Annotated in this window: 6 protein-coding genes; 4 read left to right on the top strand and 2 right to left on the bottom strand. The window is 62.9% G+C overall.

Going from position 1 to position 4,994, the window contains the following annotated elements; all coding sequences use genetic code 11:
- Window positions 1-611 (top strand): MFS transporter (locus IL54_RS13960; RefSeq protein WP_237748886.1); only part of this gene is annotated, 611 nt, incomplete at its 5' end.
- 3 nt (window positions 612-614) lie between these two features.
- On the opposite strand, the gene IL54_RS13955 is transcribed toward IL54_RS13960, so the two are convergent.
- On the bottom strand, window positions 615-1,523 hold the full coding sequence (locus tag IL54_RS13955) for an SDR family NAD(P)-dependent oxidoreductase (RefSeq protein ID WP_037476493.1): 909 nt from the start codon (window positions 1,521-1,523) through the stop codon (window positions 615-617).
- A 151-nt stretch (window positions 1,524-1,674) separates the two neighbouring features.
- Between IL54_RS13955 and IL54_RS13950 the strand changes: the two genes are divergently transcribed.
- Window positions 1,675-2,457 (top strand): SDR family NAD(P)-dependent oxidoreductase, encoded by a 783-nt coding sequence (locus tag IL54_RS13950; RefSeq protein WP_037476492.1) that lies wholly within the window; start codon window positions 1,675-1,677, stop codon window positions 2,455-2,457.
- A gap of 4 nt (window positions 2,458-2,461) precedes the next feature.
- On the opposite strand, the gene IL54_RS13945 is transcribed toward IL54_RS13950, so the two are convergent.
- Window positions 2,462-2,917: a MarR family winged helix-turn-helix transcriptional regulator gene (locus tag IL54_RS13945; protein ID WP_156106213.1), complete on the bottom strand. Its 456-nt coding sequence runs from the start codon at window positions 2,915-2,917 to the stop codon at window positions 2,462-2,464.
- A gap of 113 nt (window positions 2,918-3,030) precedes the next feature.
- Between IL54_RS13945 and IL54_RS13940 the strand changes: the two genes are divergently transcribed.
- Both IL54_RS13940 and IL54_RS13935 read left to right on the top strand, forming a co-directional pair.
- On the top strand, window positions 3,031-4,092 hold the full coding sequence (locus tag IL54_RS13940) for an alpha/beta hydrolase fold domain-containing protein (protein ID WP_037476490.1): 1,062 nt from the start codon (window positions 3,031-3,033) through the stop codon (window positions 4,090-4,092).
- A 133-nt stretch (window positions 4,093-4,225) separates the two neighbouring features.
- The gene (locus IL54_RS13935; RefSeq protein WP_037476489.1) at window positions 4,226-4,801 is read left to right on the top strand and encodes a hypothetical protein; all 576 of its coding nucleotides are present in this window, start codon (window positions 4,226-4,228) and stop codon (window positions 4,799-4,801) included.
- Window positions 4,802-4,994 lie beyond the last annotated feature (193 nt).

Here is a 4,994-nt window from a genome sequence, read left to right as displayed (position 1 = left end):
GGGCCAAGCTCATCACGATCAAGGAGACTTGGGCCTATGCCATCGGCAAATTCTGCATCGACCCGATCTGGTGGTTCTTCCTCTTCTGGCTGCCCGGCTATCTCGGCACCCGCTATGGTCTTGATCTCATCAGCTTCGGGCCGCCGCTGGTCGCCATCTACCTTCTCTCGGACGGTGGCAGCATCTTCGGCGGCTGGATGTCTGGAAGGCTGATGAAGGCGGGCAAGAGCGTCAACGCGGCGCGCAAACTCACCATGTTGCTATGCGCCTTTGCCGTGCTGCCGATCTTCTTTGCACAGTCGATCGATAATCTCTGGCTTGCCGTGCTGGTAATCGGCATCGCCACGGCCGCGCATCAGGCTTTCTCGGCCAATCTCTACACCCTGCCATCGGACTTGTTTCCGCGTGGTGCCGTTGGGTCGGTGGTCGGCATCGGTGGGACCGTGGGCGCGATCGGCGGCATGGTCATGGCCAAATATGCAGGCTATATCCTCGACGGCATCGGCAGCTACACGCCGCTCTTTGCCGTCGCGGGCAGTGCCTATTTCGTTGCGCTAGCCGCCGTCCACCTGCTCTCGCCCCGCCTGGAGCGGGTTAGCGTATCGACCTGATCCTCAGGCCCCCGCTACGGCCCGTTCGAAGCTGTAGCGGATATGGTCGACATGGCCGTGCAGGCCGAAATCGAGCGGATCGGCGCTGTCCATGATGGCGTCGATTTGGCTACCGACATCCTCGATCGACCAGTCGGGTTGATAAACACCCTTGCTTTCCGCCACGAAAACCCGCGCGATACGCCCCGCGATCGAGGCCAGCATCTGGCCGGTGATCGAGCAATCCTGATGCGCCAGCCAGCCGACGACGGGCGCGACCAGTTCAGGCCCCATCGGCGGATAAGCCGACACGTCGATCCCATCGGCCATGCGGGTGACGGCACCGGGCACGATGATATTGGACCGGACGCCCTGCGCCTCCCCCTCCAGCGCCAAAATATTGTTGAGGCCGATCATGCCGGATTTGGACATGGCGTAATTGACGCAATGTGCATTGCCGTAGAGCCCGCCGATCGAAGACGTCAGCACGATCCGGCCATAGCCCGCGCTGCACATGATCGGAAAGGCGGGCCGGGCAACGTGAAAAGCGCCGCGCAGATGGACGTCTAGGACGGCGTCGAAATCATCCTGGCTTAATTCCTTCATCGACCCGTAGCGCACATTCCCCGCATTATGGATCAGCATATCGATGCGGCCATAATGGTCGAGCGCGCAGTCGATGATGGCGCGGCCGCCTTCGGGCGTTGCGACCGATTCGGTGCAGGCGATCGCTTCACCACCCAAGGCCTCGATCTCCGCCACGACATCGGCTGCGGGTCCGGCATCGCCGCCCTCGCCCCGGATCGCGCCACCCGGATCATTGACGATCACCTTCGCGCCGCGGGCGGCCAGCAACAGCGCATAGGCGCGGCCCAGGCCACGACCTGCACCGGTGATGACGGCGACGCGCCCGTCGAAACGTAGCTCTGCCATGGCCCTATCCTTCTCGTCTGGTTGTCGCGCCGATGGGTTACCCGGTGCATCCGCCCGTTCAAGACAGGCCGACAAGGCATCGCTCCAGCGGTTCGCGATGACGGTCCTGGCGCGATAGGAAAGGCTCAAGACAGATAGAGGGACATGAACGATGCAGGTTGCGATCATCACCGGGGCGGGCAGCGGCATTGGTCTTGCCACCGCCAAGATGCTGGCGGAGGCCGGCATGGCGATCGTGGGGGTCGGGCGCGACGTGGACAAGCTGGCGACGCTGGAACAGGTGATCGGCGATCCGACGCGGATCGCGACGCTCTCGGTCGATATCACCGCCGACGATGCGCCTGCCCGCATCGTCGCTCTGGCGCTCGACCGCTTCGGCCGGATCGACTTCCTGGTAAACAATGCCGGTGCAGGCAGCCCCAAGCCGCTGCATGAAACCGATGACGAAACGCTCGACTATTTTCTGGGGCTGATGCTCCGCGCGCCGTTCCGCCTGTGTCGCGAAGTCATTGGCCATATGGGGGATGGCTGTGGCATCGTGAATGTCAGTTCGACCTATGCGATGATCGGCGGGCGGCGGGGCGGCGCTTATTCGGCGGCCAAGGGCGGCCTTGGCGCGCTGACCCAGCATATCGCCTGCGATTATGGTCCACGCGGTATTCGCGCCAATTGCGTCGCGCCCGGCGTCACCATGACCGACATGGTGCGGCACCGGTTCGACGATGAGATGTTCAAGCGGGTGAATGTCGAAACGACGCCCTTCCCCCGATTGGGCGAAGTCGAGGATATCGCCAGCACGATCGCCTTTCTTTGTTCGCCGGGCGCGGGGTTCATCAATGGGCAGACGATCGTGGTGGATGGCGGCTGGACCACCACCAAATATCTCTCACCCCGCGCACTGACCACCAAGTGGGTGGAACCCGACGCTGAATGATCGATCAGGGGTGGCAGGCGTCGCGGCAGACCTGGCGGAGTAGCGCCAATATCTCGTCCCGGCGTTCCGGTGGTATGGAACGGCCGATCGCCTCTTCATGGCGCGCGAAAGCCTGCTGCACTTTTGCATGGAGCTGTTGGCCTTCGTCCGACAGCGACAGGGCGATCGCCCGCCCCTTCCCCGGCTGTTTGTCCAGCGCGCCGAGCAACGCCAGTTTGTTGATCAGCGGCACCAGATTGGCGGGCTGGGCGCGCAAAGCGCGGCCGATGTCGCTTTGGGTACAGCCCTGGTTCGCGCCTAGGAACAGCAGCAGCGTCGCTTCACTGACATTGAGTTCCAGAGGCTGAAGCATATTCGCCAGAGCGGCGGTCGCCGCCGTGGTGGTGCGGCGCAGATGATAGCTGAGCAGAGTGTCGAGCGGATCGACCAGATCGGATAAAGCGGACAGCGACACGGACATAGGTTTCAATAGTCTGCTTGCCCTCCCCACTCAAGTCTGTATGTTATGTTTCATAACATAAGTCATAGGAGATGAGCATGTCCAGACTATCCAACGGAATTAAAACGGTTTTCTTGGCCACTTCGGCTTGTGCGCTGTGTATCGGCGCCGCTTTTGCCCAGACGCCACCCGTGGGCGGACCCGGCACGATCGAGCCGGACGGTACGGTCGTGGTGCCGTCCTTCCGCTTGCCGCCGTCGGATTATCTGAGCGAGGCGGCGAAGAAGGCGCTGCCGCGGACACCGTCCGACCCCGAAGAACCGATGATGCGCGCCGTCGCGGCCGGTCAGGCTGGTGCGTTGCGCGCGCGTATGCCGCAGCTCATGGCGCCACGCATTGATGCGCTGAAACAGATGTACAAGGTGACCACGCAAGAGACGGAGATCGCAGGCGTCCCCGCCGTTCGCGCGACACCGGCAGGCGGTGTCCCGCAGGCGAACCGGACCAAGATCCTGCTCAATCTGCCCGGTGGCGGCTTCGTCATGGGCGCCGCGCCGGGAACGGGCATGATCGAATCCATCCCGCTTGCGGGTCTTGCCGGGGTGGAGATCGTCAGCATCACTTATCGGCAGGCGCCCGAACATGTCTACCCGGCCGCAACGCAGGACGTGCTGACCGTCTATCGCGCATTGCTCAAGACCCACAAACCACAGGATATCGCGATATTCGGCTGTTCGGCAGGCGGATTGCTGACGGCGGAAACGATCGCGGCGCTGGTGCGCGACAAACTGCCCCTGCCAGCGGCGATCGGCATCTTCTGTGCGTCGGCCGATGCACGGTGGGGCGGTGACAGCCGTGCGTTCGGGCGCCCGTTCCAGGCCTTGGCGCAGCGCGAGGATAGTCGCGCCTATTTCAAGGATATCGACCTGTCCGATCCCTTCGTTTCCCCGATCGAGTCCCCCGCGACCTTGGCGCAGTTTCCGCCGACGCTGGTGATCACGGGAACGCGCGCGTTCGAGATGAGCGCGGCGGTCAACACGCATAAGGAACTGGTGAAGGCCGGGGTCGATGCCGACCTGCATATCTGGGATGGCCTGGGCCATGCCTTTTTCTACGATCCGGCCTTGCCTGAATCACGCGAGGCGTTCGACGTCATGGCGCGTTTCTTCACCCGTCACCTGAACCTCCAACGCTAGGCGGCAAAGGTGGCCCTCTGGCAAAGTCTCGCGCGTGACACTTTACCGATGGGCAAAGTGTCACGCGCGACAAAGTGCGCCTCGGCGGAAATTAGGGATTCACAGGAGCGCTGCACTGTGCTTGATTCACCTTATGTTTCACGCCCCCCTTCCCTCCCGTGCAGCCGGCGGCAGCGATGTCTCGCTGCTGCTCGACCAATTGTCGCATTGCTGTTCGCGTCCCCGCTATGCCTTCATGCTGCTGACCTTGATCGCGGACGTGGCGCGACCCGATGGCAGCGCCGGGCCGTTGGTGCGGGTGGACGACAGCCTGGTGTCGTTGCGCGACTGGTTGTGCGATGCGCTGACCCCCATGGGCCATCGCGACCCCCGGCGGATGGCGCTGGTCGAACGTGTCAGGGACGAATTGCGCAAGGAAGAGCGGCTGACCGGCGACGCGACGACGAACGAGGCGCTGGTGCAGGATGAAGTACGTATCCGCGTCCGGACCTCCGGTAAGACGAACCTCAGCCGCGCGGTGTCCGAACTGGTGAAGGCCGGATTGCTCAAACGCCATTATCAAGGGTTTCGCGTCGATCATTTGAACCGCGGCGCGCAGCGGCAAGCGGTCTATACCCTGACCGGACGCGCCCGCGCGCTGGTCAGCGCGCCGCCCCTGGCAAGGCGCCCCACCACCCGGCCACGGCAGGGCGATCTCTTTGCATCCTGACCTATGACGGTGCCGCCAGATATGTGACATTTCCATGTCGCTACTGTCATAAAAACCGATAAAATCTGTCATTAAAGAGTCATTGAACCGCCATAGCTGGCGCCCTTGTCGAACAAGGGACAAGGCTGTGAAACAATCGAGACATATCGGCATGGGTCTGGCGGTCAGCCTGCTGGCGCTGATGCCCCAAGCC

Source organism: Sphingobium sp. ba1 (genome assembly GCF_000743655.1).
Classification (GTDB): Bacteria; Pseudomonadota; Alphaproteobacteria; order Sphingomonadales; family Sphingomonadaceae; genus Sphingobium.
Note: the sequence above shows the minus strand (reverse complement) of the source record. Positions and strands in the feature narration are given on the sequence as shown.